This is a genomic window from Streptomyces sp. NPDC002868 (assembly GCF_055563295.1).
On sequence record NZ_JBVHDR010000003.1, the window covers coordinates 17,334 to 39,584 of the forward strand.

At 70.0% G+C, this 22,251-nt stretch carries 24 protein-coding genes; 9 read left to right on the forward strand and 15 right to left on the reverse strand.

Annotated elements, in window-relative coordinates; translation table 11 throughout:
* The first annotated feature begins 67 nt into the window (after positions 1–67).
* Positions 68–1,285: a phosphoserine phosphatase SerB gene (gene serB, locus ACZ3H8_RS10855; protein WP_467400048.1), complete on the forward strand. Its 1,218-nt coding sequence runs from the start codon at positions 68–70 to the stop codon at positions 1,283–1,285.
* A 79-nt stretch (positions 1,286–1,364) separates the two neighbouring features.
* Here the strand turns inward: serB and ACZ3H8_RS10860 are convergent, their stop codons facing one another.
* From ACZ3H8_RS10860 to ACZ3H8_RS10875, 4 genes are all read right to left on the reverse strand, one after another.
* A complete protein-coding gene (locus tag ACZ3H8_RS10860) occupies positions 1,365–1,916 on the reverse strand; it encodes a SixA phosphatase family protein (RefSeq protein ID WP_307664312.1) in 552 nt (183 codons plus the stop codon).
* Between the two features lie 85 nt (positions 1,917–2,001).
* Positions 2,002–2,205, reverse strand: a complete 204-nt coding sequence (locus tag ACZ3H8_RS10865; RefSeq protein WP_467400053.1) for a hypothetical protein — start codon at positions 2,203–2,205, stop codon at positions 2,002–2,004.
* A gap of 150 nt (positions 2,206–2,355) precedes the next feature.
* Positions 2,356–2,472 (reverse strand): SGM_5486 family transporter-associated protein, encoded by a 117-nt coding sequence (locus tag ACZ3H8_RS10870; RefSeq protein WP_307664310.1) that lies wholly within the window; start codon positions 2,470–2,472, stop codon positions 2,356–2,358.
* A 17-nt stretch (positions 2,473–2,489) separates the two neighbouring features.
* On the reverse strand, positions 2,490–3,779 hold the full coding sequence (locus ACZ3H8_RS10875) for a CynX/NimT family MFS transporter (protein ID WP_467401259.1): 1,290 nt from the start codon (positions 3,777–3,779) through the stop codon (positions 2,490–2,492).
* A 67-nt stretch (positions 3,780–3,846) separates the two neighbouring features.
* Between ACZ3H8_RS10875 and ACZ3H8_RS10880 the strand changes: the two genes are divergently transcribed.
* The gene (locus tag ACZ3H8_RS10880) at positions 3,847–4,533 is read left to right on the forward strand and encodes a FadR/GntR family transcriptional regulator (RefSeq protein WP_467400056.1); all 687 of its coding nucleotides are present in this window, start codon (positions 3,847–3,849) and stop codon (positions 4,531–4,533) included.
* Here the strand turns inward: ACZ3H8_RS10880 and ACZ3H8_RS10885 are convergent.
* From ACZ3H8_RS10885 to fabG, 3 genes are all read right to left on the reverse strand, one after another.
* Positions 4,496–4,837 carry a hypothetical protein gene (locus ACZ3H8_RS10885; RefSeq protein ID WP_467400058.1) on the reverse strand — a complete coding sequence of 114 codons (342 nt, stop codon included), beginning with the start codon at positions 4,835–4,837 and terminating at the stop codon, positions 4,496–4,498. The two genes, ACZ3H8_RS10880 and ACZ3H8_RS10885, sit on opposite strands and share 38 nt — an antisense overlap.
* 177 nt (positions 4,838–5,014) lie before the next feature.
* Complete coding sequence (gene fabI / locus ACZ3H8_RS10890; RefSeq protein WP_307664307.1) at positions 5,015–5,785, reverse strand: enoyl-ACP reductase FabI; 771 nt, start codon at positions 5,783–5,785, stop codon at positions 5,015–5,017.
* Between the two features lie 4 nt (positions 5,786–5,789).
* Positions 5,790–6,494 carry a 3-oxoacyl-[acyl-carrier-protein] reductase gene (fabG, locus tag ACZ3H8_RS10895; RefSeq protein ID WP_307664306.1) on the reverse strand — a complete coding sequence of 235 codons (705 nt, stop codon included), beginning with the start codon at positions 6,492–6,494 and terminating at the stop codon, positions 5,790–5,792.
* Positions 6,495–6,678: 184 nt separating this feature from the next.
* Here fabG and ACZ3H8_RS10900 point away from each other — a divergent pair, with 184 nt between their 5' ends.
* Genes ACZ3H8_RS10900 through tyrS form a run of 3 tightly spaced genes read left to right on the forward strand, consistent with a single transcriptional unit; the run spans position 6,679 to position 10,911 of the window.
* The gene (locus ACZ3H8_RS10900; RefSeq protein ID WP_467400062.1) at positions 6,679–8,202 is read left to right on the forward strand and encodes a TldD/PmbA family protein; all 1,524 of its coding nucleotides are present in this window, start codon (positions 6,679–6,681) and stop codon (positions 8,200–8,202) included.
* Positions 8,199–9,599, forward strand: coding sequence for a metallopeptidase TldD-related protein (locus tag ACZ3H8_RS10905; RefSeq protein WP_467400063.1), 1,401 nt, complete (start codon positions 8,199–8,201; stop codon positions 9,597–9,599). The genes ACZ3H8_RS10900 and ACZ3H8_RS10905 overlap by 4 nt, the downstream gene beginning before the upstream one ends.
* 43 nt (positions 9,600–9,642) lie before the next feature.
* Entirely contained in the window at positions 9,643–10,911 is a 1,269-nt protein-coding gene (gene tyrS / locus ACZ3H8_RS10910; protein ID WP_467400066.1) for a tyrosine--tRNA ligase, read from the forward strand.
* Positions 10,912–10,982: 71 nt separating this feature from the next.
* Here tyrS and ACZ3H8_RS10915 read toward each other — a convergent pair whose 3' ends face one another.
* A complete protein-coding gene (locus ACZ3H8_RS10915; RefSeq protein WP_467400068.1) occupies positions 10,983–11,258 on the reverse strand; it encodes a GlsB/YeaQ/YmgE family stress response membrane protein in 276 nt (91 codons plus the stop codon).
* Positions 11,259–11,476: 218 nt separating this feature from the next.
* On the opposite strand from ACZ3H8_RS10915, the gene ACZ3H8_RS10920 reads away from it, so the two are divergent.
* Entirely contained in the window at positions 11,477–11,887 is a 411-nt protein-coding gene (locus ACZ3H8_RS10920) for a DUF3099 domain-containing protein (protein WP_467401261.1), read from the forward strand.
* Between the two features lie 180 nt (positions 11,888–12,067).
* Positions 12,068–12,289, forward strand: coding sequence for a hypothetical protein (locus ACZ3H8_RS10925; protein ID WP_467400069.1), 222 nt, complete (start codon positions 12,068–12,070; stop codon positions 12,287–12,289).
* Here the strand turns inward: ACZ3H8_RS10925 and moaA are convergent.
* The 3 genes from moaA to ACZ3H8_RS10940 form a co-directional block, all read right to left on the reverse strand.
* The gene (gene moaA / locus ACZ3H8_RS10930; RefSeq protein ID WP_467400072.1) at positions 12,272–13,261 is read right to left on the reverse strand and encodes a GTP 3',8-cyclase MoaA; all 990 of its coding nucleotides are present in this window, start codon (positions 13,259–13,261) and stop codon (positions 12,272–12,274) included. The genes ACZ3H8_RS10925 and moaA overlap by 18 nt on opposite strands.
* 153 nt (positions 13,262–13,414) lie before the next feature.
* Complete coding sequence (locus ACZ3H8_RS10935) at positions 13,415–15,055, reverse strand: solute symporter family protein (protein ID WP_307664299.1); 1,641 nt, start codon at positions 15,053–15,055, stop codon at positions 13,415–13,417.
* A complete protein-coding gene (locus ACZ3H8_RS10940) occupies positions 15,052–15,417 on the reverse strand; it encodes a DUF485 domain-containing protein (protein WP_307664298.1) in 366 nt (121 codons plus the stop codon). Before ACZ3H8_RS10940 ends, ACZ3H8_RS10935 begins: the two co-directional genes overlap by 4 nt.
* Positions 15,418–15,704: 287 nt before the next feature.
* On the opposite strand from ACZ3H8_RS10940, the gene ACZ3H8_RS10945 reads away from it, so the two are divergent.
* Together ACZ3H8_RS10945 and ACZ3H8_RS10950 are read left to right on the forward strand one after the other, a co-directional pair.
* A complete protein-coding gene (locus tag ACZ3H8_RS10945) occupies positions 15,705–17,237 on the forward strand; it encodes a S8 family peptidase (protein ID WP_467400075.1) in 1,533 nt (510 codons plus the stop codon).
* A 79-nt stretch (positions 17,238–17,316) separates the two neighbouring features.
* On the forward strand, positions 17,317–18,735 hold the full coding sequence (locus ACZ3H8_RS10950) for a CoA transferase (RefSeq protein ID WP_467400078.1): 1,419 nt from the start codon (positions 17,317–17,319) through the stop codon (positions 18,733–18,735).
* Between the two features lie 52 nt (positions 18,736–18,787).
* Here the strand turns inward: ACZ3H8_RS10950 and ACZ3H8_RS10955 are convergent, their stop codons facing one another.
* From ACZ3H8_RS10955 to ACZ3H8_RS10970, 4 genes are all read right to left on the reverse strand, one after another.
* Positions 18,788–19,831, reverse strand: a complete 1,044-nt coding sequence (locus tag ACZ3H8_RS10955; protein ID WP_467400080.1) for a zinc-dependent alcohol dehydrogenase family protein — start codon at positions 19,829–19,831, stop codon at positions 18,788–18,790.
* 18 nt (positions 19,832–19,849) lie between these two features.
* A complete protein-coding gene (locus tag ACZ3H8_RS10960; protein ID WP_467400083.1) occupies positions 19,850–20,515 on the reverse strand; it encodes a lysoplasmalogenase in 666 nt (221 codons plus the stop codon).
* Positions 20,512–21,366: a sterol desaturase family protein gene (locus ACZ3H8_RS10965; protein ID WP_467400085.1), complete on the reverse strand. Its 855-nt coding sequence runs from the start codon at positions 21,364–21,366 to the stop codon at positions 20,512–20,514. Before ACZ3H8_RS10965 ends, ACZ3H8_RS10960 begins: the two co-directional genes overlap by 4 nt.
* Positions 21,367–21,487: 121 nt before the next feature.
* Positions 21,488–22,210 (reverse strand): VIT1/CCC1 transporter family protein, encoded by a 723-nt coding sequence (locus tag ACZ3H8_RS10970; protein WP_467400086.1) that lies wholly within the window; start codon positions 22,208–22,210, stop codon positions 21,488–21,490.
* Positions 22,211–22,251 lie beyond the last annotated feature (41 nt).

Sequence of the window (22,251 nt, forward strand, 5' to 3'; positions counted from 1 at the left end):
GCCGGAACGTCCGGCAGGCGGGACGCCCCGTCTCATCCCCGCGCGCGCCCGATACGGTGGATACACCATGAGCGCATCGCAGACCTCCGACGTACCCACCCTTCTCGTCAAGATCTTCGGGAAGGACCGTCCCGGGATCACCGCCGGGCTCTTCGACACCCTCGCCGCCTACTCCGTCGACGTCGTCGACATCGAGCAGGTCGTCACGCGGGGCCGCATCGTCCTGTGCGTCCTCGTCACCGCTCCGGTCGCAGGCGGCACCGCCGAGGGCGAGCTCCGGGCCACCGTCCACAACTGGGCCGAGTCGCTGAAGCTGCAGGCCGAGATCATCTCGGGCACCGGCGACAACCGGCCACGCGGAAGTGGCCGTTCGCATGTCACCGTGCTCGGGCACCCGCTCACCGCCGAGTCGACCGCCGCCATAGCGGCCAGGATCACCGCAACCGGCGGGAACATCGACCGTATCTTCCGGCTCGCCAAGTACCCCGTCACCGCCGTGGAATTCGCCGTGTCCGGTGCGGAGACCGAGGCGCTGCGCACCGTACTGGCCACCGAGGCCGCCGAGATCGGCGTCGATGTGGCGGTCGTGTCGGCCGGGCTGCACCGCCGCGCCCAGCGCCTGGTCGTCATGGATGTGGACTCGACGCTCATCCAGGACGAGGTCATCGAGCTGTTCGCGGCACACGCGGGCTGTGAGGACAAGGTCGCCGAGGTCACGGCCGCGGCGATGCGCGGCGAGCTGGACTTCGAACAGTCCCTCCACGCGCGCGTGGCGCTGCTCGAAGGGCTCGACGCCTCGGTCGTGGACAAGGTGCGCACGGAGGTCCGGCTGACCCCCGGCGCCCGCACCCTGATCCGTACGCTCAAGCGGCTCGGCTACCAAGTGGGCGTCGTGTCGGGCGGATTCACCCAGGTCACCGATGACCTCAAGACGCGGCTCGGGCTCGACTTCGCCTCGGCGAACACGCTGGAGATCGTGGACGGGAAGCTCACCGGCCGCGTCGTCGGCGAGATCGTGGACCGCGCGGGCAAGGCCCGGCTGCTGCGCCGGTTCGCGGCCGAGGCGGGCGTGCCGCTGGCGCAGACCGTCGCGATCGGCGACGGCGCGAATGATCTGGACATGCTCAACGCGGCGGGCCTGGGCGTCGCCTTCAACGCCAAGCCCGTCGTCCGCCGGGCCGCCCACACCGCGGTCAATGTCCCCTTCCTGGACACTGTCCTCTATCTGCTGGGCATCACCCGCGAAGAGGTCGAGTCCGCGGACGGCGAGGGCGAGGAGCACTAGTCCCCAGGCAGAGACCCCATGCAAAGGCCCCGGGCGCGGTGACCGCGCGCCGGGGCCGATTCATGTACCGGACAGGGGATTACGTGTGTGGCGCCCAGAATTCGAGCAGCGTGCCCACGCCGTGCTCGACCGACTTCCAGGAGCCGGTGAAGCCGACGACCGCGAGCGCCGCGGTCGGGAAGCCGCTCTGCGTCATCCGGGCCAGCGCTTCGCCCTCGGCCTTGCCCGCGAGGGCGTCGGCGAGCGCGTGCACCCCGGGGTTGTGGCCGATGACGAGCAGGTCGTTCACCTCGTCCGGGGTCTCGTTGAGCAGCGCGATAAGTTCGCCGAGGGAGGCGTCGTACAGCCGCTCCTCGTACACCGTCTTGGGGCGGTGCGGCAGCTCGTGCACCGCCAGCTTCCAGGTCTCGCGGGTTCTGCTGGCGGTGGAGCACAGAGCCAGGTCGAGGGCGATACCGGTATCGGCCAGCCTGCGGCCGGCTGTCGACGCGTCCAAACGGCCGCGCTCGGCGAGCGGCCGCTCATGGTCGGACACCTGCGGCCAGTCGGCCTTCGCATGCCGGAGGAGGACGATCCTGCGGGACTCGGGGGATCCGGGGGCTGTCCCCCCGGAAGACACGGCGTCGCTCATGCACCCCAGCTTCGCATGAAATGAGCCAGCGGGCGCAGGGTGTTGACGGGCTCCCCCGCGAAGGGTGAATCCGACAGCAGGACAGTCACCGGGACAGGCTGTGCTGAATGCGCTCGAGGAACTGGCCGACCGCCGGCTCGCCGCCCGTGGTCTGCGCATGGGCAGGGTCCGCGATCAGCAGGAGCAGGACGAAGGCAAGCATGGGCAGGGCGAGTGCCCACCACGGCAGCCGGATGTCGACGCTGCCCGTGGCCTTGGGGTGGGACCGCGTGTGCGTGTGGGCCGACATGGCCGCCTCCGTAGGTCTGCGGTTTGTTGCTTCAAACCTACGGATCATGGGCGCGGGGGCCCATCCGGTGACCCACCCACTTCCCCCTGAGCCTGACCCCCTAGGGGATGGTGGTGCTAGCCCCCCTTTTTCGGCGGGGCAACGACCGTGTCAGGGCGAGGCGATGGACGCGATCACCGCGATCACGACCGTGATGGCGATCATCGCGCCGAAGACGAGCAGGAGCTTCTTCTGGCCGTTCGAGGGGTTCGGGTCGAGCACAGGCATGGAGTCAGTCTCGCATCTCAGCATTCGTCCTCGATCGTCCGGTCCCGGCCGGCCAGGATGCCGACCGCGATCTGCGGCACGATCAGGCCTGCCATCAGCGCGATCGGCAGCCCCCAGCCGCCGCTGTGCTGGTAGAGCACGCCCACCAGCAGCGGGCCGGGGATGGAGATCAGATATCCGGTGGACTGGGCGAAGGCGGAGAGGCGTACGACTCCCGCCCCGGTCCTCGACCGCATGCCGATCATGGTGAGGGCGAGCGGGAAGGCACAGTTGGAGACGCCCAGCAGCAGCGCCCAGGCCCAGGCTCCGGCGGCCGGCGCGAAGAACAGGCCCGCATAGCCGGTCAGCCCGCACAGCCCGAGGGCGACGACGATCGGGCCCTGGGTCTTCATCCGGGTGGCGAGCCGCGGGATGACGAAGGCGAGCGGCACGCCCATCACCATGGTCACCGCGAGCAGCACCCCGGCCGTGCCCGCGGAGACGCCCGCGTCGCGGAAGATCTGCGGCATCCAGCCCATGGTGATGTACGCGCCGGTGGCCTGGAGGCCGAAGAAGCAGCCGAGCGCCCAGGCGGTGGGGCTGCGGGTGATCCTGGGGGCCGGGGAATCCTGGGGCTGTGCGGCCACGGTGCTCCGCGCGGCCGCGCCGCGGTCGCGGGCCATGCCGATCCAGGGCAGTACGGCGAGGGCGGCGAGGACCGCCCACACCGCGAGGCCGACCCGCCAACTGCCGCCCAGCGCCTCGGTCATGGGCACGGTAGCGGCGGCGGCGACGGAGGTGCCGAGCGCCAGCGCCATGGAGTACAGCCCGGTCATGGAGCCGACGCGGTCGGGGAAGTACCGCTTGACGATCACCGGCATCAGGACGTTGCTGACGGCGATGCCCATGAGGGCAAGCGCGCTGGCGGCGAGGAAGCCCGCCGTGCCACCGGCGAAGGGCCGGATCAGCAGGCCGGTCGCGATGGCCACCATGCCGGCGCAGACGACGGCACCGGGGCCGAAACGGCGGGCGAGCCGCGGCGCCGCGATCCCGAAGATCGCGAAACAGAGCGGCGGTACTGAGGTGAGGACGCCGGCGACGCTGCCGCTCATGTGCAGCCCGACGCGCGCCTCTTCGAGGAGCGCGCCGAGGCTGGTGATGGCGGGGCGGAGATTGAGTGCCGCGAGGACGATCCCGACGATCACGAGCCGGGTGAGCCAGACAGTGAGCCGCGGGGCGGAAGATTCCACGGAGGGCACACAGGCCACGGAGGCGACCGAGGTACGGTCCGTGGCAGCGGGGCTCAGAGTCTGGGTCTCGTCGGACATCTCACGCATGCGGACCATCATAGAATCATGGGATGATTGGTTGTCCAATCCTCAAGGAAGGAGCCCGATGGGGCTGACCTCTCCCCGGCGTTCCGCGCTCTCCGACCAGGTGATCGCCCAGCTGCGGAACCAGATCACCTCGGGCGAGTGGCCGGTGGGCTCACGCATCCCCACCGAACCGGAACTGGTCGAGCAGCTCGGCGTGGCCCGTAACACCGTCCGCGAGGCGGTCCGCGCGCTCGCGCACAACGGACTTCTGGACATCCGGCAGGGCTCGGGGACGTATGTCGTGGCCACCAGCGAGCTGGCCGGCGTCATGCACCGCCGCTTCGCCGCCGCCGACCCCCGGCACATCGCAGAGCTGCGCTCCACACTGGAGTCCTCAGCGGCCCGCCTCGCCGCGGAACGGCGTACCGAACGCGACCTCAAGCAGCTGGACACGCTCCTCGCCCGGCGCGAGGAGGCGTGGGCCACGGGCGACGCGGAGCAGTTCGTCGCCGCAGACACGACATTCCATCTGGCCGTGGTGGCGGCCTCGCACAACGAGGTGCTCAGCGAGCTCTACGCGGACCTCGGCGATCTGCTGCGGGACTGGCTGCGCGACGACGTGGGCCGCGAGCTGCGCCCGGAGAACCACATGGACCACGGGCGGATGGTCGAGGCGATCCGCGCTGGCGACGGTGATGCGGCGGCCGCGGAGGCGGCGAGCTATCCGTTCATGTGCCTGCGGAGTCCCGCACGGGCTGGTGACTGACCCACACCGCGCGTATCTCCTTCCAGCAGCGGTCGGTGAGCTCGGCATAGCCGGCCGGGCCTATCTCGACGGGTGCGCTGTCCACGTCGATGTCCCACCAGCGCTCGCACTCGATGTGCAGCCGGACGCGGTCGGTCTCGGGGTAGGGGTTGTGGCAGAAGCCGGTGGCCCAGGAGCCTTCGACGACTGTGCGGCAGTCAGCCTCGTACGTACGGGACTGGGGCTGGGAGAGGGCCGTCGGCGACGTCCACAGCAGGAGCGCCAGTGAGGCCAGTACGGAGGCGGAGCGGCGGTTCGTACGCACAAGCAGGACCTCCTCGGCCGTACTGCGGCCCGCTCGCCGCGGCTGCACCTCAAGGGGGGATTGCCTTTCCAGCCTCGCTGTCCACACGACGTGCCGCGCGCTCCGGGGGGCCGAATGGGCGACGCCCCGTTCCCCGCACTGAGCGGGGAACGGGGCGTCGCTTTCGTACGAGAGGGGTCAGGCGCCCATCATGTGCACGCCGCCGTCCACGTGGACGATCTCGCCGGTCGTCCGCGGGAAGAAGTCCGAGAGTAGACCGACGACACCGCGGCCGGCCGGGTCGGGGTCGGCCAGGTCCCAGCCGATCGGGGCGCGGTGGTTCCAGACGTCCGCGAGCTCCTCGAAGCCCGGGATGGACTTCGCGGCCATCGACTTGATCGGCCCGGCCGCGATCAGGTTGCAGCGGATGCCCTTGGGGCCCAGGTCACGGGCCAGGTAGCGGTTGGTGGACTCCAGGGCCGCCTTGGCCACGCCCATCCAGTCGTACTTCGGCCAGGCGATCTGCGCATCGAAGGTGAGACCGACGACCGAGCCGCCACGCTCCATCAGCGGAAGGCAGGCCATGGTCAGCGACTTGTAGGAGTACGCCGAGACCTGCACCGCGGTGGAGACGTCCTCCCAGCCGGCCTCGAGGAAGTTGAACGCGGCCTGCGGGCCGAAGGCGATCGAGTGCACGATGCCGTCGAGGCCCGAGTCGTCGCTGGAGTGCTCGCGGATCTTGTCCGCGAGGCCGTCCAGGTGCTCCTGGTTGGTGACGTCCAGCTCGATGACCGGGACGGGCTTGGGCAGCCGCTTGGCGATGCGCTCGACGAGGGTGAGCCGGCCGAAGCCGGTCAGGATGACCTCCGCGCCCTCCTCCTGCGCCACCTTGGCGGCGTGGAAGGCGATGGACCCCTCGGTGAGGACGCCCGTGACGAGAATGCGCTTGCCGGCGAGGATTCCACTCATGTGATCAGTGACCCATGCCCAATCCGCCGTCAACGGGGATGACGGCTCCAGTGATGTACGAGGCGTCGTCGGAGGCGAGGAAGCGCACCGTGGCGGCGATCTCCTCCGGCTGCGCATAGCGGCCGAGCGGCACCTGCGAGACGATGCCCGCGCGCTGCTCGTCCGTGAGCGCCTGAGTCATGTCGGTGTCGACAAAGCCGGGTGCGACGACGTTGAACGTGATGTTCCGCGAGCCCAGTTCGCGGGCGAGGGAGCGGGCGAAGCCCACGAGACCGGCCTTGGAGGCGGCGTAGTTGGCCTGCCCCGCCGAGCCCAGCAGCCCGACCACGGAGGAGATCAGCACGACACGGCCCTTCTTGGCGCGAAGCATGCCGCGGTTGGCGCGCTTGACGACCCGGAAGGTGCCGGTGAGGTTGGTGTCGAGTACGGACGTGAAGTCCTCCTCGGACATCCGCATCAGCAACTGGTCCTTGGTGACACCGGCGTTGGCCACCAGCACCTCCACCGGACCGTGCTTCTCCTCGATCTCCTTGTAGGCCTGCTCCACCTGCTCGGCGTCGGTGATGTCGCACTTGACGGCCAGGAAGCCGGCCGGCGGCTCGCCGGACCGGTAGGTGATCGCGACCTTGTCGCCGGCTTCGGCGAACGCGCGGGCGATGGCGAGGCCGATGCCCCGGTTTCCTCCGGTGACGAGAACCGAGCGGCTCAACGGATCACCCTTTCGATAGCGGTCTGGTACTCACGCAAACTATCGGTCCTGCCCCTCTCACGGAGAATCGGGCCCTGACAGCGCCTTCATCCAGTCACTGTCGGGTCCCTACAGAATGGCGCTGGGCAACGCCCCCTCCGGCGCGACATGATCGGGCGACCGGTCTCAACGACAGGAGACATCCGTGCCTCATTCCATCGACGAAGCCTTCACAGCGCTACCGCTGCGGGCCCTCGCCGACGCGGCACTCGCCCGGGCGCGTGCGCTCGGCGCCGAGCACGCCGACTTCCGCTTCGAGCGCGTACGCAGCGCGGCCTGGCGGCTGCGCGACGCCAAGCTCGCCGGCTCATCGGACACCACGGACCTGGGGTACGCGGTACGGGTGGTGCACGGCGGCGCCTGGGGGTTCGCCTCCGGGGTCGACATGACCATGGACGCGGCCGCCAGGGTCGCAGGCCAGGCGATCGCGATGGCCAAGCTGTCGGCGAAGGTGATCGCGGCGGCGGGCTCCGACGAGAGGGTGGAGCTGGCGGACGAGCCGGTGCACGCGGAGCGGACGTGGGTCTCCTCGTACGAGATCAACCCGTTCGAGGTACCCGACGAGGAGAAGACCGCGCTGCTGGCGCAGTGGAGCGAGCGGCTGCTGGGCGCGGAAGGCGTCGCGCATGTGGACGCCTCGCTGATCACCGTCCACGAGAACAAGTTCTACGCCGACACCGCGGGCACCGTCACCACGCAGCAGCGCGTGCGGTTGCATCCGCAGCTGACCGCGGTCGCAGTCGATGCGAGCAGCGGCGAGTTCGACTCGATGCGCACGGTCGCGCCGCCGGTCGGCCGTGGCTGGGAGTTTCTGACCGGCACGGGCTGGGACTGGGACTCCGAGCTGGAGCAGATCCCCGAGCTGCTCGCGGAGAAGATGCGCGCGCCGAGCGTCGAGGCCGGGCGGTACGACCTGGTGGTCGACCCGTCGAATCTCTGGCTGACCATCCATGAGTCGATCGGCCACGCCACGGAGCTGGACCGGGCGCTGGGGTACGAGGCGGCGTACGCCGGGACGTCCTTCGCCACTTTCGACAAGCTGGGGAAGCTGGCGTACGGCTCCTCGGTGATGAATGTGACGGGCGACCGGACCGCGGAGCACGGGCTGGCCACGATCGGGTACGACGACGAGGGCGTCGAGGCGCAGTCGTGGGACCTGGTGAAGGACGGCACGCTGGCGGGCTACCAGCTGGACCGGCGGATCGCGAAGCTGACGGGGCTCGGCCGGTCCAACGGCTGCGCGTACGCGGACTCGCCCAGCCATGTGCCGGTGCAGCGGATGGCGAACGTCTCGCTTCAGCCGGATCCGGGCGGTCTGTCGACGGAGGATCTGATCGGCGGGGTGGAGCGGGGCATCTATGTGGTCGGCGACCGGTCGTGGTCGATCGACATGCAGCGCTACAACTTCCAGTTCACCGGGCAGCGCTTCTTCCGCATCGAGAACGGCAGGCTGGCGGGTCAGCTGCGGGATGTCGCGTACCAGGCGACGACGACGGACTTCTGGGGCTCGATGGAGAAGGTGGGCGGCCCGCAGACGTATGTGCTGGGCGGCGCGTTCAACTGCGGAAAGGCCCAGCCGGGCCAGGTCGCGGCGGTCTCGCACGGCTGCCCGTCCGCCCTGTTCAGGGGCGTGAACATCCTCAACACCACGCAGGAGGCCGGTCGATGAGCCGTTTCAGCAAGCCGTACGAGATCGTCGAGCGTGCCCTTGAGCTGTCCACTGCCGACGGTTGTGTCGTCATCGCCGACGAGGAATCGTCGGCCAATCTGCGCTGGGCCGGCAACGCCCTGACGACGAACGGCGTCACCCGCGGCCGCACCCTCACCGTCATCGCGACCGTCGACGGCTCCCAGGGCACCGCGTCCGGTGTCGTGTCGCGGACCGCCGTCACCGCCGACGACCTCGAGCCGCTCGTACGGGCCGCGGAGGCCGCCGCGCGTGGGGCCGGGCCCGCCGAGGACGCCCAGCCGCTCGTCGACTCGGTCCCCTCCTCCCCCGACTTCACCGACCCGCCCGCCGAGACCTCCTCCGCCGTCTTCGCGGACTTCGCGCCCGCGCTGGGCGAGGCCTTCGCCCGCGCCCGGGCCGGTGAGCGGGAGCTGTACGGCTTCGCCAACCACGAGCTGACCTCCACCTACCTCGGTACGTCGACGGGGCTGCGGCTCCGCCATGACCAGCCCAACGGGACGCTGGAGCTCAACGCCAAGTCCCCGGACCGCTCGCGGTCCGCCTGGGCCGGCCGCTCCACGCGGGACTTCAAGGACGTGGACCCGGCGCTCCTCGACGCGGAGCTCGCGCAGCGGCTCGGCTGGGCCGAGCGCCGTATCGACCTGCCCGCGGGCCGGTACGAGACGCTGCTGCCGCCCACCGCGGTGGCCGATCTGCTGATCTACCAGATGTGGTCGTCGACGGCCCGGGACGCGGCGGAGGGCCGTACGGTCTTCTCCAAGCCCGGCGGCGGCACCCGCGTCGGCGAGACGCTGTCGCCGCTGCCGCTGACCCTGCGCAGCGACCCGAACGAGCCGGGGCTCGAGTCCGCGCCGTTCGTGATCGCGCACGCGTCCGGCGACGACTCCTCGGTCTTCGACAACGGCCTGCCGCTGTCGGCGACGGACTGGGTACGCGGCGGAAAGCTGGAGCACCTGATCACCACCCGGCACAGCGCCGGTCTGACCGGGCTGCCGGTCGCCCCCGGGATCGACAATCTGATCCTGGACGGCGGCGGTGAGCGCTCGCTGGACGAGATGGTGGCGGCGACAGACCATCGCGGGCCCAGCCTGCTGCTGACCTGCCTCTGGTACATCCGCGAGGTCGATCCGGCGACGCTGCTGCTGACCGGCCTGACCCGGGACGGCGTCTACCTCGTGGAGAACGGCGAGGTGGTCGGCGAGGTCAACAACTTCCGGTTCAACGAGTCGCCCGTCGACCTGCTGTCCAGGGCCACCGAGGCCGGCCGCACCGAGAAGACGCTGCCGCGCGAGTGGGGCGACTGGTTCACCCGGGCCGCGATGCCCGCGCTTCGCATCCCGGATTTCAATATGAGTTCGGTCAGCCAGGGCGTATAACCTCGGAGACGTCTGCAAGCACACCGAAGGAGACGCGAGAGAAGTGACGGACATCGTCGACGAACTGCAGTGGCGCGGGCTGATCGCCCTCTCCACTGACGAGGACGCATTGCGCAAGGCGTTCGCGGACGGTCCCGTCACGTTCTATTGCGGCTTCGACCCGACCGCGCCGAGCCTGCACCTCGGCAATCTGGTCCAGATCCTCACCATGCGCCGGATCCAGCAGGCGGGCAACCGCCCGCTGGGGCTGGTCGGCGGGGCGACCGGTCTGATCGGCGACCCGAAGCCGAACTCCGAGCGCACGCTGAACGCGCCGGAGGTCGTCGCGGGCTGGGTGGAGCGGCTGCGCGGGCAGATCGAGCGGTTCCTCGACTTCGAAGGACCGCACGCCGCGACCATGGTCAACAACCTGGACTGGACGTCGGGTCTGTCGGCGATCGACTTCCTGCGCGACGTCGGCAAGTACTTCCGGGTCAACAAGATGATCGCGAAGGAGGCGGTCGCGCGGCGGCTGAACTCCGACGCGGGCATCAGCTACACCGAGTTCAGTTACCAGATCCTGCAGGGCATGGACTACCTGGAGCTGTACCGGCGGTACGGCTGCGTCCTGCAGACCGGCGGCAGCGACCAGTGGGGCAATCTCACCGCGGGCACCGACCTGATCCACCGGGTCGAGCCGGAGGCCGACGTGCACGCGCTGGCCACCCCGCTGATCACGAAGGCCGACGGCACGAAGTTCGGCAAGACGGAGTCCGGCACGGTCTGGCTGGATCCGGAGCGGACCACGCCGTACGCCTTCTACCAGTTCTGGCTGAACGCGGACGACCGGGACGTCTCGAAGTTCCTGCGGATCTTCAGCTTCAAGTCCCGCGAGGAGATCGAGGAGCTGGAGAAGCTGACCGAGGAGCGCCCGCAGGCGCGTGCGGCCCAGCGGGCGCTGGCGGAGGAGCTGACGACGCTGGTCCACGGCGCCGACCAGTGCGCGGCGGTTGTGACGGCGTCGAAGGCGCTGTTCGGTCAGGGCGAGCTGGCCGAGCTCGACGAGGCGACGCTGCGTGCGGCGCTCTCCGAGCTGCCGCACGCTCAGGTAGCCGAGCTTGCCCCGGTGGTGGACCTGCTCGCGGAGGTCGGCCTGGTCCCCAGCAAGTCGGCCGCCCGCCGCACGGTCAAGGAGGGCGGCGCCTACGTGAACAACGTCAAGGTCGCCGCGGAGGACGCCGTACCGGCGCGGGACGATCTGCTCCACGGTCGCTGGCTCGTACTGCGCCGCGGCAAGAAGAACCTCGCGGCGGTCGAGGTCACGACGGCCTGATCCGGCGCACAACTCCGCACGGCGGCGGCCGGACGGGCATCGCGCCCGGTCGGCCGTCGCCGTTTCCTGGATCAGGCTCTCTGCCTGCTGCCCCGTGCGGCGTTGTACGCCATCTCGCCCAGGAAGACGAGCACAACGGCCGCCGCGATCTGAAGCAGATGGCGGCCCCAGTCGATGCCACTGGTCTCGGCGATCCCGAGTCCCATCGCGATCCAGTTGCCGAGCACAGCGCCGCCGATGCCCAGGATGGTGGTCAGCCAGAGGGGCATGTGCTGTTTGCCCGGCAGGATCGCCTTTGCGATCAAGCCCAGCACGAATCCCACGATGATCGCCCACAACCAGCCCATGGCTGCCTCCTCGTACGGCTCTACGTGAGCAGTGATGCCGCCAGTGTCGGCCGATCGGCCATACAGCGCATGTCGGGCGACGCCATACGCGCTATGGCGCAGCTGGGGACAGGCAGCCGGGCCCATGACCCACTCTCGTAGGTGTCGGTGCCGCGGCGTACGGTGGAACACGTCAGGACCGGGGAGCGTCCGACGCGGAAGCCAGGTGGTGGAACGTGATGCGGAAGCATGGCGATACGGAGGTCTTCCGGATCACGGGAGCCCGGCAGGGGCTCGCCGACGATGTGCGCGGCCGGCAGCGTCGCTATGTGATCTCCATGTCGGTGCGGACGGTGGCGGTGATCCTCGCCGCAGTCCTGTGGAATGTGGAACGCCACGTGGCGATCGTGGCACTGGTGCTCGGTGGGGTGCTTCCGTACATCGCCGTGGTGATCGCCAACGCGGGCCGCGAGAACCCCCCTTCGCTGCCCTCGACGTTCGTCCCCACCCCGTCGCGGCCAATGATCGCGCCCGTCCCCACGCCTGCCGACGCGGAACCCACCGCGGAACCCACCGCGGAATCCGAGGCGGAATCCGAGGCGGAAGGCGACGGCTACGAACGGGACCGTCAGAGACCGGAACAGAGCTGATTCCACGGGGCTGCAAAGCTCAATAAAAGCTCAGATCAATCGTGAAGTTCCAGTGCACTTCCCCCCGTTCCCCGTGACATACTTCGAAGCGCGCTCCGCATCCCCCGTCGGAGCGACGGACCGACGCCGGGCAGCTCCCCCCGTGGCTGCTCGGCGTCGCCTTGTTTGGGATGAATATCAATGAGTGACGAAACACCCATCTGCTCCGCCAAGGGCTGCCGTGCCGAGGCGGTCTGGGTGCTCGCATGGAACAACCCGAAGCTGCACACCCCGGAGCGCCGCAAGACCTGGCTGGCCTGTGAGGAGCACCGTGAGCATCTCTCCCAATTCCTGGATGTGCGTGGCTTCTTGAAGGATGTCGTGACGCTCCCGGAGTGGGAGTCCTCAGCCGCCGATCGCTGACATCGGACGGTCGGGCTGCAGGAACGCCGGGTCGTCGAGGCCCGAGCCCGCCTTCTTGCCCCACATCGCCAGCTTCCATATACGGGCGATCTCCTCGTCGGGAGCCTCCGAGCGCAGCGCCGCGCGCAGATCCGTCTCCTCGCGGGCGAACAGGCAGTTGCGCACCTGGCCGTCGGCGGTGAGCCTGGTCCGGTCGCAGGCCTGGCAGAAGGGGCGGGTTACCGAGGCGATGACCCCGACCCGGTGTGGTCCGCCGTCCACGACCCAGCGCTCGGCGGGCGCGGAGCCGCGCTCCTCCTCGCCCTCGGCGGTGAGCGTGAAGCGCGTACGCAGCGACTCGAGGATGTCACCCGCGGTGATCATGCCGTCACGCTTCCAGCCGTGCTGTGCGTCGAGCGGCATCTGCTCGATGAAACGCAGCTCGTAGTCGTTCTCCACGGCCCAGGCGAGCAGCTCGGGGGCCTCGTCGTCATTGAGGCCCGGCATCAGGACCGTATTGACCTTGACCGGGGTGAGGCCCGCGGCGCGGGCGGCCTCCAGGCCGTCCAGCACGTCGTGGTGGCGGTCGCGGCGGGTGAGGGTCTTGAAGACGTCGGGCCGCAGGGTGTCCAGCGAGACATTGACCCGGTCCAGACCGGCGGCCTTGAGGGCGGTGGCCGTGCGCTTGAGCCCGATGCCGTTGGTGGTCAGCGACATCTTGGGGCGGGGCTGCAGAGCGGCGCAGCGCTCGACGATCCCGACCAGCCCGGGCCGCAGCAGCGGCTCCCCGCCGGTGAAGCGGACCTCGGTGATGCCGAGGTCCGTGACGGCGATGCGAATCAGCCGGACGATCTCGTCGTCACTGAGCAGATCCGGCTTGGCGAGCCACTGCAGACCTTCTTCCGGCATACAGTACGTACACCGCAGATTGCATCGGTCCGTGAGCGAAACACGCAGGTCAGTGGCCACACGGCCATAGGTGTCGATGAGCACTGTGGGCCCCCTCCCTCATTCGCGGATCTGATGGCTTCGAGCCTACGCCAGAGCTCTGACAACGGTGGGGCCCGATTGTCACGAGGTACGGCGCGGCCGCGTCGTAGGACTCTACGACGCGGCCGCGACCCATGCCTCGTACAACGGTCCTGCTCAGTGGGCTCCGGTGCCGGTGAGGGACTTGACCTCGAGCTCCGCGTACTTGCCCTTGTCGGGCTCCTCCTTGGACAGGAGAGAGCCGAGCCAGCCGAGCAGGAAGCCCAGCGGAATCGAGACGATGCCCGGGTTCTCCAGCGGGAACCAGTAGAAGTCCGCCTCCTTGAACATGGAGGTGGGCTTGCCGGAGACGACCGGCGAGAACAGCACCAGCACCACGGCCGAGGTCAGACCGCCGTAGATGGACCACAGCGCGCCCTGCGTGGTGAACCTCTTCCAGAACAGGCTGTAGAGGATCGTCGGCAGGTTCGCGGACGCGGCGACCGCGAAGGCCAGAGCGACGAGGCCGGCGACGTTCAGATCGCGGGCCATTGCGCCGAGCCCGATGGAGACGACGCCGATGGCGACCGTCGCCCAGCGGGCCGCGCGGACCTCTTCCTTCTCGGTGGCGTTGCCCTTGCGGATGACGTTCGCGTAGATGTCGTGCGCGAAGGAGGACGAGGACGCCAGGGTCAGGCCCGCGACCACCGCGAGGATGGTGGCGAAGGCGACCGCGGAGATCACCGCGAGCAGTATGGCGCCACCGGTGGATCCCGAGCCGCCGCCGATCTCCAGGGCCGCCAGCGGCGCCGCCGTGTTGCCCGCCTTGTTGGAGGCGATGATGTCGGCGGGCTTGAGCAGCGCCGCGGCGCCGAAGCCGAGCACGATCGTCATCAGATAGAACGCGCCGATGATGCCGATCGCCCAGTTGACGGACTTACGGGCGGCCTTGGCGGTGGGCACGGTGTAGAAGCGGATCAGGATGTGCGGCAGACCCGCGGTGCCGAGCACCAGGGCGATACCGAGCGAGATGAAGTCCAGCTTCGAGATGCTGGTGGCGCCGTACTTGAGGCCCGGCTCCAGGAAGGCCGACCCCTTGCCACTGTTCGAGGCCGCCGTGCCGAGCAGGTCGGAGAGGTTGAAGTTGAACTTCAGCAGGATCAGGAAGGTGATGAGCAAGGTGCCCGCGATGAGCAGGACGGCCTTGACCATCTGCACCCAGGTGGTGCCCTTCATGCCGCCGATGGTGACGTACACGATCATCAGTACGCCGACCAGGGCGACGATCGCGATCTTGCCGGCGTCGCTGGTGATGCCGAGCAGCAGCGAGACCAGCACGCCCGCGCCCGCCATCTGCGCCAGCAGATAGAAGATCGAGACGACGATGGTGGAGGTTCCGGCGGCAGTTCGGACCGGGCGCTGGCGCATGCGGTAGGCGAGGACGTCGCCCATCGTGTAGCGGCCGGAATTACGCAGCGGTTCGGCCACGAGCAGCAGCGCGACCAGCCAGGCGACCAGGAAGCCGATCGAGTAGAGGAAGCCGTCGTAACCGAACAGGGCGATGGCGCCCGCGATGCCGAGGAAGGACGCGGCGGACATGTAGTCGCCGGAGACCGCGAGGCCGTTCTGGAAGCCGGTGAACTGGCGGCCGCCCGCATAGAAGTCGGCGGCGTTCTTCGTCTGGCGTCCTGCCCACACGGTGATGATCAGGGTCGCGACGACGAAGCACGCGAAGAGCGTGATGATCAGCGGCCGGTGTTCGCTCGCGCCCTCGGCGGCCAGCTGGACGGTGGGATACGCGGCGTACGCGGAGCTCATGCGTCGGCCTCCATGCGGGACTTGATCGCTTCGGCCTTCGGGTCGAGCTTCGCGGCGGCATGACGCGAATAGAGCCAGGCGATGAGGAAGGTGGTGGCGAACTGGGCGAGACCGAAGACGAGGGCGACGTTGATGTTGCCGAAGAGCTTGGTGCCCATAAAGCCGCCGGCGTAGTTGGACAGCAGCACGTAGAGCAGGTACCAGGCGATGAATGCGACGGTCAGGGGGAAGGCGAAGGAGCGGTATGTGCGGCGCAGTTCGCCGAATTCCGCACTCTCCTGCACCTCGACGAACGACTCTGTCGTGGGCTGAGCGGGGCTGGTGTCCGTACCGCCGGGGGGCGGGAGTGCATCGGTAGCCACGGAATCTCCTCGCGACGCGGGTGCGGTGGGGATGGACAAGGGGACCTCACAGTCGGGGGCGGTTTGATGTTGCTCCACCCCCTGACAACGGCACGGAGAGCGCACCGAACCGGTTCAACATCGGCCTTTTTCTTCCGGACACTCGCCGGACTTTCTCCGGCCTTTCTGCCGATTTCTTCCCCAACTCATTGATGGCGGCCCATGATCGGCGATAACTTCGCTCGTCATGTACCCGACCAGTCGCACTGTGCGTCTGGCCGGTTTGTCACGGATGATGTGGAGAACCCATGGCTCATCTGGGATCCAGACGGCGGCGCGTGCTTGCCCTGCCCGCCGGTCTGGCGCTCACGGCCTCGCTCGGCTTCCTCCCCGCGGGAGCCGCCTCGGCAGCTCCGGCGGACGAAGTACCCGCCGCGGTGGTGACCGACGGCCCGAAGCTGTCGTACGTCGTGAACGTCAAGGGCGGGCACGGCACCGCCAAGTCGGTCAAGAAGGCAATAGCCAAGGCCGGCGGCTCGGTGGTGATCGCCTACGACCAGATAGGCGTCATCGTCGTCCACTCGCAGAACCCGGACTTCGCCAAGACGATCCGTACGGTCAAGGGCGTCCAGTCGGCCGGTGTCACTCGCACCGCCCCGCTGACCGCCGCGGCCGACACGGCGATCGATTCGGAGCGTCCGCTCACCGCTGCCGAGGCCAAGACCGCGGCCGCCCAGGCGGACGCGGACCAGGACCCGCTCGAGCCCCTGCAGTGGGACCTGCCCGCCATCAAGGCGGACAAGGCCCACGAGAAGACGCTGGGCAGCAAGAAGGTCACCGTCGCGGTCATCGACACGGGTGTCGACGACACGCACCCGGACCTCGCGCCGAACTTCGACCGCGCCGCGTCGGTCAGCTGCGTGGGCGGCGCGCCCAACACCGCGGACGGCGCCTGGCGTCCCGGCCCGGGCGAGAGCGACCACGGCACACATGTCGCGGGCACGATAGCCGCGGCGAAGAACGGCATCGGCGTCACCGGCGTCGCGCCGGGCGTGAAGGTCTCCGGCATCAAGGTGTCGCAGCCGGACGGCTTCTTCTACACCGAAGCGGTCGTCTGCGGCTTCGTCTGGGCCGCCGAGCACGGCGTCGATGTGACCAACAACAGCTACTACACCGACCCGTGGCTGTTCAACTGCAAGAACGACGCCGACCAGGCGGCTCTGGTCGAGGCACACGCCCGGGCCATCCGGTACGCGGAGCGCAAGGGCGCGGTGAACGTCGCCGCGGCCGGCAACTCCCGGATGGACCTCGCCGCCGACGAGCTCACCGACACGACGAGCCCGAACGACACCACTCCGGTCGAGCGGGTCATCAACCCGCGTGAGTGCCTGGACATCCCGACCCAGATCCCCGGTGTCGTCACCGTCTCCGCTCTGGGCGCGAAGAACCTGAAGTCCTCGTACTCCAACTACGGCCTCGGCGTGATCGACGTCTCCGCCCCGGGCGGCGACTCGACTCTCTACCAGAAGCCGGACGCGCCGGCCGTCGACGGCCGGATCCTGTCCACGCTGCCGGGCGGCGGGTACGGCTACAAGGCCGGTACGTCCATGGCCTCGCCGCATGTCGCGGGCGTCGTCGCGCTGATCAAGTCGACGCATCCGCACGCTTCGGCGCCGGGCGTGAAGGCGCTGCTGTACGCGCAGGCGGACGACACCGAGTGCACCAACCCGTACGACATCAACGGCGACGGCACGGTCGACGCGGTGTGCGAGGGCGGCAGGCGTGAAAACGGCTTCTACGGGACGGGCGTCGCGGACGCGCTGGACGCGGTTCGCCGGTAGAAGTGCTTGACCCGGGGGCCGGGCGCGGGATTCCGCGTCCGGCCCCTCTCTATGTGGCACCGAGTGCCATAGTGGCTGCATGGTCCACGCAGCACTCAGTGGTACGGCCCAGGCCTGGGCGGCGCTCGGCGGCGATCCCGCCTTCCTCGACCGCGTCCGGTACGAAGGCACGGGCGGACTTCCCGCCGAACTGCCCGTCATGGAGCTGGCACGCTCCACCGTGGCGGTTTGCGCACTGGCCGCGGCCGAACTCGCCGCCCGCCGCACCGGCGGCCCCGTCCCGTCCGTCCGCGTCGACGACGGAGCGGTGACCGCGGCGTTCCTCAGCGACCGGCTGGTACGGGTCGACGGCGAGGCGCCGACGACCTTCGCTCCCCTGTCCCGCTTCTGGCAGGCGGCCGACGGGTGGGTCCGTACGCACGCCAACTACCCGCACCACCGCGCCAGGTTGCTGGCCTGTCTCGGGCTGCCGGCCGACGCCGGCGTGGAGGCCGTCGCGGACGTGATCGGCCGGCGCGGAGCCGCGGAGGTCGAGGAGACGGTGTACGCGGCGGGCGGGCTTGCGGTCGCCGCCCGTACGCCCGAGGAGTGGGCGGCACACGAGCAGGGGGCGCTGGCTGCCGCCGCGCCGCTGCTGACACGCACGCCGCTCTACGACTTGGGGGAGCAACCACCGCGTCGGCTCCCCGAGTTGACCGGGGACGTGACTCTGCCGGCCGCCGGGCTGCGGGTCCTCGACCTCACCCGCGTGCTCGCCGGGCCGGTCGCCACCCGCACGCTCGCGCTGCTCGGCGCGGATGTGCTGCGCATCGATGCTCCCCAACTGCCGGAGAGCCAGGACGCGCACAACGACACCGGCATGGGGAAGCGCTCGACGCGGCTCGATCTCGGCGACCGGGGCGACCGGGGCGGCGACCGAGGCGGCGACCGGCGGATCTTCGAGGAGCTGCTGGAGAGCGCCGATGTGGTGGTGCTGGGCTACCGGCCGGGCGCCCTGGACCGCTTCCCGGGGCTGACGCCCGAGGCGCTGGCCGTCCGCCGGCCCGGGCTGGTCGTCGCCCAGCTCTCCGCCTGGGGGCGGTACGGGCCCTGGCGCGAGCGGCGCGGCTTCGACAGCCTGGTGCAGGCGGCCACGGGCATCGCCGCGATCGAGGGCGATCAGGGACAGCCCGGCGCGCTGCCCGCCCAGGCCCTGGACCACGGCACCGGGTATCTGCTGGCGGCCGGCGTCCTGCGCGCGCTCACCGACCAGCACGACGAGGGCGGGGCCAGGCTGGTGCGGCTCGCCCTCTCCCGGACTGCTGCCTGGCTGGTGAACGGCCTTGAGAGAGGTAAGCCCGAGGAAGCGGCGTACGACCCCGAGCCCTGGCTCACCGAGACGGACAGCCCGATGGGGCGGCTACGGCATGCCCTGCCGCCGGTTTCCTTCGCGGGCAGCCCGGCCAACTGGGCGCGTCCGCCCGGCATTTGGGGCACGGACGCGCCCGAGTGGCGCTGAGTACGGTCGCGTGAGGTCTGCGCCGCGTAGGCCTCGTTACGGCGTGATCGCGTTACGGCGTGATGAGGACCTTCAGCGCGGTGCGCTCGTCCATCGCCTTGTAGCCGGCCGGGACGCCGTCGAGGCCGACCGACAGGTCGAAGACGGGCGACGGGTCGATCGTGCCGTCCAGGACGTCGGGGAGCAGCTCGGGGATGTACGCGCGTACGGGCGCGACGCCGCCGCGCAGGGCGATGTTCCGGTCGAACATCACGCTCAGGTCGAGGCCGGTGCCGCTGCCGTGCGGCACGCCGACATAGCCGATCGCGCCGCCGTCGCGGGTGATCCCGACCGCCGTGCGCATCGACTGCTCGGTGCCGACGGCCTCGATCACGGCGTGCGCGCCCTGCCCGCCGGTCAGCTCGCGGACGGCGGCCACGGCCGCGTCGCCGCGCTCGGCGACGACGTCGGTGGCGCCGAAAGTAAGGGCGATGTCGGTACGCACCTCGTGGCGGCCGAGCGCGATGATCCGCTCGGCGCCGAGCCGCTTGGCGGCCAGCACACCGCACAGTCCGACGGCTCCGTCGCCGACGACCGCAACGGTCGAGCCGGCCGTGACCCCCGCGCCGACGGCGGCGTGGTGTCCGGTGCCCATCACATCGGAGAGCGCGAGGAGCGCGGTCAGCAGCCGTTCGTCGGATGCGGCGTCGGCGGGGAGCTTGACGAGGGTGCCGTCGGCGAAGGGCACGCGTACGGCTTCGCCCTGGCCGCCGTCGGAGCCCACCGAGCCCCAGAAGCCGCCCTGCGGGCAGGACGTCTGCAGGCCCTCCGCGCAGTACTCACAGCTGCCGTCGGACCAGACGAACGGCGCGACGACCAGGTCGCCGGGCCGGAAGCCGGTGACAGCGGACCCCGCCTCCTCGACCACGCCGAGGAACTCGTGCCCGATACGCTGCCCCGGCTGCCGGGCCGACTCCCCGCGGTACGCCCACAGGTCGCTGCCGCAGATGCAGGCGCGCAGGACACGCAGCACCGCATCGGTGGGCTGCTGGATCGCCGGATCGGGCACCTCCTCCACGCGGATGTCGTGCGGGGCGTGGATGACGGTGGCGCGCATGGGTGAGGTCCTTGCTGATCAGACGGAGATTCGCCTCTCACGGTACGCCTGCGTACTCCGGGCGAGCACGCCAGTGGCCAGCAGCAGCTGCGCCGCGCAGTAGGTGAGCATGATCCAGAAGTCGGGTACGGGCAGCTGCGGCCATTCGGCGACACCGGTGGCGATGAGCATGTCGGAGAGCAGGAACAGCGCCCCGCCCGCGCCCGCGACGAGGCCGAGCCCGCTCGCCCGGCAGGCCATGGCGGTGAGCAGCACGGAGTACCCGGCGACCGGGATGCGCAGATCGGCGGGGAGGTCGGGCCACAGGAGCGCGACGGCGCCGACGAGAGCGATGCCGTACACGCCCGCGAGAAGCGGTGAGGTGCGCGTATGCCGGAACAGCAGCAGATAGCAGACGTGTCCGGCGGCGAAGGACCCCATCCCGACGAGGAAGGCCCAGTCCGCGCCGGAGAGCAGGAAGACATCGCCGCCCCAGCCGAAGAGGAGCGCGGCGAGGAGCATGCGGGGTGCGCCGCGGGTGGCGGCGTACGCCGTGAGCAGCGGCATGAGCAGGGGCTTGGCGGCGGTGTGCCCGGCGTCGATGCCGAGGGCGAGCGAGGCGAGGTCGCAGCCGACGGCGAGGAAGAACGCGACGAGGAGTATTCGGCCGAGCCGCTCGCGCGAGGCGGAGCTGCCCCAGCTCACGCGACCCGCTCCGGCTGGGCAGCGGCCGGCTGCCAGCCGGGCCCGCGGAAGACCCGCCCGGCCCGCTCGCGCCAGGTGCGGGCGGCCCGTACGTCCCGGGCGATCGCCGCGTACTCGTGCGTGGCCACCCGCAGCGGGTTGTACGTCTCGATGTTCTTGGTGAGCCCGAAGACGGGCCGCTCGGTCTCCGCCGCGAAGGACCCGAAGAGCCGGTCCCACACGATCAGGATCCCGCCGAAGTTCCGGTCCAGATAGCCGCCTTGGGACGCATGGTGCACCCGGTGGTGGGAGGGCGTGTTCAGTACGTACTCGAAGGGCCGCGGCAGCTTGTCGATCCGCTCGGTGTGCACCCAGAACTGGTACACGAGGTTTGCGGACGAACAGAAGGCGAGCGCGGCCGGATGCACGCCGCAGGCGATGAGCGGCAGATAGAACGGCCAGACGGTCAGACTCGTCCAGGGCTGACGCAGCGCGGTGGAGAGATTGAACTTCCGGCTGGAGTGATGGACGACATGGCAGGCCCACAGGATCCGGATGACGTGGTGGCCGCGGTGGGACCAGTAGTAGAAGAAGTCCTGCACGAGCAGCATCAGCAGGATGGTCCACCACAGGACGGGGACGCGGGCGGGGGTGAGTTCGTAGACCGCGGTGTAGATCGCGACGATGGGGATCTTCCACAGGACGTCGAAGACGAGACTGCCGAGCCCCATCCCGATGCTGGTGGCGGCGTCTTTCGTCTCGTAGCCGGCGGCGTCCTCGTCCGGATGGAACCGGTAGCTCACTATCTCCAGGACGGTGAGCAGCACAAAGGCGGGTATCGACCACAGCACGACATCGGGCAGGTTCGGCATGCGAGCACCGTAGAGGCGGAGGCCGGACCACGGCTAGACGTTGTTACCCACAAGTATGCGAGACGACTTGTCAGCTGCTTTTGGTGACTTCTGCCAACTCGGCCGTCGGACTGTCCGGCCCTCAGACCCCCACCGCGCCGAGCAGCGACCCCGCGCCGTACGTCACCGCCATCGCCAGCGCTCCCCCGCCGACGTTGCGAAGCACCGCCGGACCCACCGCCGCCGCGCCCAGGCGGGCGCTCCACCAGCCCGTCAGGCACAGGGCCGCGAGCACCGAGAGGACCGTGACCAGCAGGCGCAGGGACGAGGGCGGCAGAACGATCGCCAGCAGCGGGAGCAGCGCGCCCACCGTGAACGCCAGGAAACTCGCGCCCGACGCGTGCCACGGGTTGGCCAGCTCGTCCGGGTTGATGCCGAGCTCCATGCGCGCGTGGGCGCGCAGGGCGTCGCGTTCGGTGAGCTGGACTGCGGCCTCGCGGGCCACCTCCGGCGAGAGGCCGCGGTCCGCCAACATGCCGGTCAGCTCCTCCAGTTCCTCCTCCGGCTGTTCGCGCAGCTCGCGCCGCTCCACTGCCAGTGCCGCCTTCTCGGAGTCGCGCTGGGTGGATACGGAGACGTACTCACCGGCCGCCATGGACATCGAGCCGGCCAGCAGTCCGGCAAGGCCCGCCGTGAGCAGAGTGGCGCGCGAGCCGGTGGCGCCCGCGACGCCGACGACGAGGCCCGCGGTGGAGACGATGCCGTCGTTGGCGCCGAGGACCGCGGCGCGGAGCCAGTTGAGGCGCACGCCGAGGGCCTCGCCGTGAGCTTCGTCGTGGGGTGCGCCCCGGGATGCGTCAGTCACCCGGGGAGGGTCTCACCCCGGGGTTCACCACACCCGCAACG

Bases quoted from the DNA above. Each gene is read 5' to 3' on its own strand.
- serB (WP_467400048.1), top strand. From the start codon at position 68: ATGAGCGCATCGCAGACCTCCGACGTACCCACCCTTCTCGTCAAGATC.
- ACZ3H8_RS10860 (WP_307664312.1), bottom strand. From the start codon at position 1,916: ATGAGCGACGCCGTGTCTTCCGGGGGGACAGCCCCCGGATCCCCCGAG.
- ACZ3H8_RS10865 (WP_467400053.1), bottom strand. From the start codon at position 2,205: ATGTCGGCCCACACGCACACGCGGTCCCACCCCAAGGCCACGGGCAGC.
- ACZ3H8_RS10870 (WP_307664310.1), bottom strand. From the start codon at position 2,472: ATGCCTGTGCTCGACCCGAACCCCTCGAACGGCCAGAAGAAGCTCCTG.
- ACZ3H8_RS10875 (WP_467401259.1), bottom strand. From the start codon at position 3,779: ATGTCCGACGAGACCCAGACTCTGAGCCCCGCTGCCACGGACCGTACC.
- ACZ3H8_RS10880 (WP_467400056.1), top strand. From the start codon at position 3,847: ATGGGGCTGACCTCTCCCCGGCGTTCCGCGCTCTCCGACCAGGTGATC.
- fabI (WP_307664307.1), bottom strand. From the start codon at position 5,785: ATGAGTGGAATCCTCGCCGGCAAGCGCATTCTCGTCACGGGCGTCCTC.
- ACZ3H8_RS10905 (WP_467400063.1), top strand. From the start codon at position 8,199: ATGAGCCGTTTCAGCAAGCCGTACGAGATCGTCGAGCGTGCCCTTGAG.
- ACZ3H8_RS10915 (WP_467400068.1), bottom strand. From the start codon at position 11,258: ATGGGCTGGTTGTGGGCGATCATCGTGGGATTCGTGCTGGGCTTGATC.
- ACZ3H8_RS10920 (WP_467401261.1), top strand. From the start codon at position 11,477: ATGCGGAAGCATGGCGATACGGAGGTCTTCCGGATCACGGGAGCCCGG.
- ACZ3H8_RS10925 (WP_467400069.1), top strand. From the start codon at position 12,068: ATGAGTGACGAAACACCCATCTGCTCCGCCAAGGGCTGCCGTGCCGAG.
- ACZ3H8_RS10935 (WP_307664299.1), bottom strand. From the start codon at position 15,055: ATGAGCTCCGCGTACGCCGCGTATCCCACCGTCCAGCTGGCCGCCGAG.
- ACZ3H8_RS10945 (WP_467400075.1), top strand. From the start codon at position 15,705: ATGGCTCATCTGGGATCCAGACGGCGGCGCGTGCTTGCCCTGCCCGCC.
- ACZ3H8_RS10950 (WP_467400078.1), top strand. From the start codon at position 17,317: ATGGTCCACGCAGCACTCAGTGGTACGGCCCAGGCCTGGGCGGCGCTC.
- ACZ3H8_RS10955 (WP_467400080.1), bottom strand. From the start codon at position 19,831: ATGCGCGCCACCGTCATCCACGCCCCGCACGACATCCGCGTGGAGGAG.
- ACZ3H8_RS10965 (WP_467400085.1), bottom strand. From the start codon at position 21,366: ATGCCGAACCTGCCCGATGTCGTGCTGTGGTCGATACCCGCCTTTGTG.